Origin of the sequence: Archangium sp. (genome assembly GCF_036389735.1) — a bacterium.
GTDB lineage: Bacteria > Myxococcota > Myxococcia > Myxococcales > Myxococcaceae > Archangium.
In genome coordinates this window covers 1-3908 of the sequence record NZ_DASVWK010000528.1, presented here as the reverse complement: position 1 = coordinate 3908, position 3908 = coordinate 1, and the positions used below count along the sequence as shown (strand labels likewise).

The following is a 3908-nucleotide window of genomic DNA, read 5'->3' as shown; positions in this document are numbered from 1 at the left end:
AAGCAGCAGCAGCGCAACGTACTGGAATACCTGACGGCCTCCTGTGAGGCTTTGCTACGCGGACAGCGCGGACCCTCGTTGCTGCCCTCGCAATCTCAGCTGCGACTCGCCACCGCCTGACGTGGTGAACGGTTACCCGTGAAATACCTGAACACCCTAGATATCGGGGCGGGTTCGTCCCTCTCGACGCTGCCGGTTACTGTTCAAGCAACCAGGGCAAAACCAGCGGACGCAGTTTTCTCCGCACCAGGAGCGGTGGACGATGTTGAAAGATGCGGCCCCGGTCAGACCACGAACACCGCAGCGAGGATGGGCCAGACGACATGGCGGATTCCGTCATGGTGGTCGGTCTCGCTCGGCTGCCGAAGTTCGCGGGAACGCTGCGATTCGATGTTCTTGATGGAGCCGGACAGCTCCGCACCGATGGTGGGCTCCTTCACTGCGACCGCGCCACGAAGCTTCCGGAGGAGCTCCGCTAGCTCGGCCGTTGGGAGCTGACGGGCACCGCCTGGATGGATGAGGCTTCCCTCCAGCTCGAGCCGGTGCTCAACCCATGCGCCCTGCTGCTGCCGCAGCGACTGCCTCGCCAGAATTACGAGCCCGAAAGCTCCAGTGCTGGTGGGCAGAGGCAGGCCCGCGGGCCAACGCAGCACTGCGGCGCCGCTTGGGCGCTCGGGGAAGGCAAGGCGCCGGAGCACGGCGGAGACCTCGGGGCTGTTGAGGCCGATGGTGTCGGCAGTGGCGCCGCTCCTGCCGGTGACGGGCATCCCGGAGTAATCGCCGCAAGCGCGGGGCCGACCGGCGACCTCGAAGACCTTCGCGGCTTCGGAAGCATCGACGACTTCTTCCTCGCTTGTGCGGAAGCGGAGCACCTCGAAGTCGAGCAGCGGACGGGCCTGAAGTTCCTCGGTGAGAAGCGATTCGAGATCACTCCAACGTGCCTGGCCGGGGTCGAGTGCCCTGACCTTGCGCTGGTTGCCAGCATACTCGTCATGGAACCTGCGCCATTGCTCGAAGCCCTCGGTGACGAGCTTGTTGATCCGATCGGTTTCGTTCGAGTCGAGAGGACCCAGAGGGCGCTCCCCCATCAGCTCTTGGAGTTCCTCCGGTGGGACGAGCGCCATCACCCGGGAGTAGAGTTCCTCGAAACGTTCGGGGGCCACGACCGTGCGGGCAATGTTGTGCAGCTTCTCTCGCGCCACCCGGTAGGTGTCCACCTCGCGGCTGTCCTTCACCACCAGCGTATCCACGAGGATGGTGCGTCTGGACTTGAAGCGGTGGACGCGACCGACCCGCTGCTCCAGGTCCATGGGGTTCCAGGGGACGTCCACATGGACGAGGCGCCTCGCCACTTGCAGGTTGAGGCCCTCACCACCGGCCCGGGACGACACCAGGAACTGCGGTCCGTCGGGACGCCAGAAGGCGTCGATCTGCTCGGTACGCATCTGCTCGCTCTGCGCGCCGATGATCTTCGCCGGACGCTTGCCCGTCTTCCGCTCGATGTAGCCACACAGCGCGGTGACGGTCTCGATAGGCTGGGCGAAGAGGACCACCTTCTCCTCACCGCGGTCGTGGAGGACCTGCTCGAAAAGGATGTCCCACTTCTTGTTGGGATCCCGCTCGAGGAGCGCGGAGCCTTCCTCAAGGAGGCGCGAGAGCTTGTCGAGGTGCGTTACGGCGGGGTGGTCGGGATCGAGATCCTCAAGATCCTCCAGTGAGGACGTCTGCTCCTGGCGAACGATGTCGTGCTGCATCCGCTCGAACAGGCGTACGACGGGCTCGTCGGGTTGCCCATCCCGATAGGGACGGAGCAGCGCCAGGGCACGCTGGAGCCCTCGCATCTTCAGGCTCGCGCCGGCGCGGAGAGCCTGGCGCACCAGGAACCCGAGGCCCGCCTGCACGCTCGATGTGGCCCACTGCAGGGCGAGCCCGCAGCGCCAGGTCGCGGCCCTCCGCCGGGCGTCCCCCGGTCGGTCGTTCCGCTCCGGCTCGAAGAAGTCATGGATATTCTCGAGCCAGCGCCGGTGCTCTGCTCCAAGATCCACGGCAACAGGTTCCCGAACCCGGCGAATCGGAAACAGCGGCCGCTCGTCCCAATCCCGGACGTCCTCCTTGGTGCGGTAGATGACCCGGCCACGCATGGCCTCGTCCGACTCGCCTGGCCTCTTGAGAAGCCGGAGGATGTTCTCGAAGCGAGCCGCGTGTCCCTGGTGCGGCGTGCCGGTGAGGAGGAGGAGCCTGCCTTCCGGGCCGAGATGGCCCACGAGTTCCTGCACCAACTTGTACTTGCGGACGGGGCTGCCGCCTCCTTCAGCCCAGTCGGAGAGGTGGTGGGCCTCGTCGACGATGAGCACATCCCATTCGGTTCGGGATATCTTGTCGATGTGGCTGGGATGGACGGCCCGGTGGATGCTCGCCACCACGCAGGCATCCCCGTTCTTGCCGCCCAGGCGCGCGTCACCCTCCTCGCCTGACACCCAGGCGCGGAAGGGAAGCTCGAGCCGCCGGAACTCACGCATCACGTTGCCGACGAGCCGGGCCGGTGCCAGGTAAAGGATCCGGAGCGTCGGCTGCTGCTCGAGGAGTTCACCAATGATGAGGGCCGCCTCGATCGTCTTACCGAGGCCAACCTCGTCAGCGACCAGGACGCGCCGCAGGTTCGCATGATCGAGCACGTGCCGCACCAGGCTGGCCTGGTGGGCCAAGGTCACCACCGGGCGGACGTCGAGCCGCCGCTGGGGATCCTCGGCGAGGAGGAACCAGGCGAAGGCCGCCGACACCGACCTGCGGCTCCGGGCGAGCCAACTGTCCCCTGCCTCGGGCGGGAGTGCGAGCAGTTCGGCCGGGGTGGGCACGGCGGTGACTCGGCGAGCGTCGACGCTGGAGGTGAGGAGCGGGAGGTTCGTGCCCTCGGCCCCCCAGAATCGCCCTGGGGCTCGGGCGAGATCGAGGGCTCGGATTCCGAAGTCGTCGAGTTCACGGAGAACCGCCATCGGTCCCGTGTCGCGGCGGTAGAGGCGGGTCACGCGGCACCTTTCGGACAGGTATCAAGGAGCGTGCGACCACGAGCGAGGACGGCCTTGCGCCGCTGGGCGTCGCTTCGGCGGACGTGTTCCTCGTGCGAGTCGACCAGGGCGCTCACCGCCATCTGGATGGGGTTGGAACGCTGGCGGAAGACAGAGCGGATGTCGTCGCGCACCTTCTCATAGTTACGAAGGAGGACATCCTTGGCCTTCGGCTTCGCCGCCTCCACCACCGATGGTCCGAGATTATCGTCCAAGAACTCGATCATCCGGCTGAGCACGCCCACACCTTCAGCTTCACCGCTCTTGACGAAGGCCTGGCAGCGGCTGCGAACCGCCTTTTCCACCTGCTTGTAGAGCTCGAGCTTGACGGTCTCCTTGAGCTCATCGATGGCCTCCCTCCCTACCTGACCCAGATCAGCCGTACTCGCCTTGAGGTCTTCGTGGAGGGCTTCCACCATCCGCGGCTTCACCCGGGCACCCTGGCTACGAGCCCATCCTACGATCGGCTCCACGAGCTGAACGTGATCCTCACCCATCATCTTTGTCCGACGACGAAGCTCGACGAGCAGCTTCTTCGACCACACCACCGCCAATGGCTCCTCGAACTCAAGGGTGAGCTCCACCGGGAGTTCGACCTTTTTCGAACCGTGGAAGGTCCCGCCCCGGCGAATCGCCGCCTGCAGGACCTTCCAGTGGAAATTCTTGTACTTGCGTAAGCGCGCGCGGATGGCCTTCTCCGCCTCCATGGAGGCTCGCTCGACCTCGGTCTCAATCAGCGAGGGCATGGTCTCGGTGAGAAAATTCCGAAAAGCGCCCTCCCGATTGGCGAGTTCAGTCCGCAGGGCACTGGAGAACTCTTCGAGTTCCTGCTTGAGGCGTTGC

General features: G+C 65.6%; 2 protein-coding genes. Both read right to left on the bottom strand.

Translation table 11 applies throughout. The features are described 5' to 3' along the window. Positions 1 to 284: 284 nt before the first annotated feature. Complete coding sequence (locus tag VF794_RS18550) at positions 285 to 2780, bottom strand: DEAD/DEAH box helicase (RefSeq protein ID WP_331112230.1); 2496 nt, start codon at positions 2778 to 2780, stop codon at positions 285 to 287. Between the two features lie 242 nt (positions 2781 to 3022). Then, on the bottom strand, positions 3023 to 3908 hold an 886-nt coding region (locus tag VF794_RS18545), incomplete at its 5' end, for a hypothetical protein (RefSeq protein ID WP_331112228.1).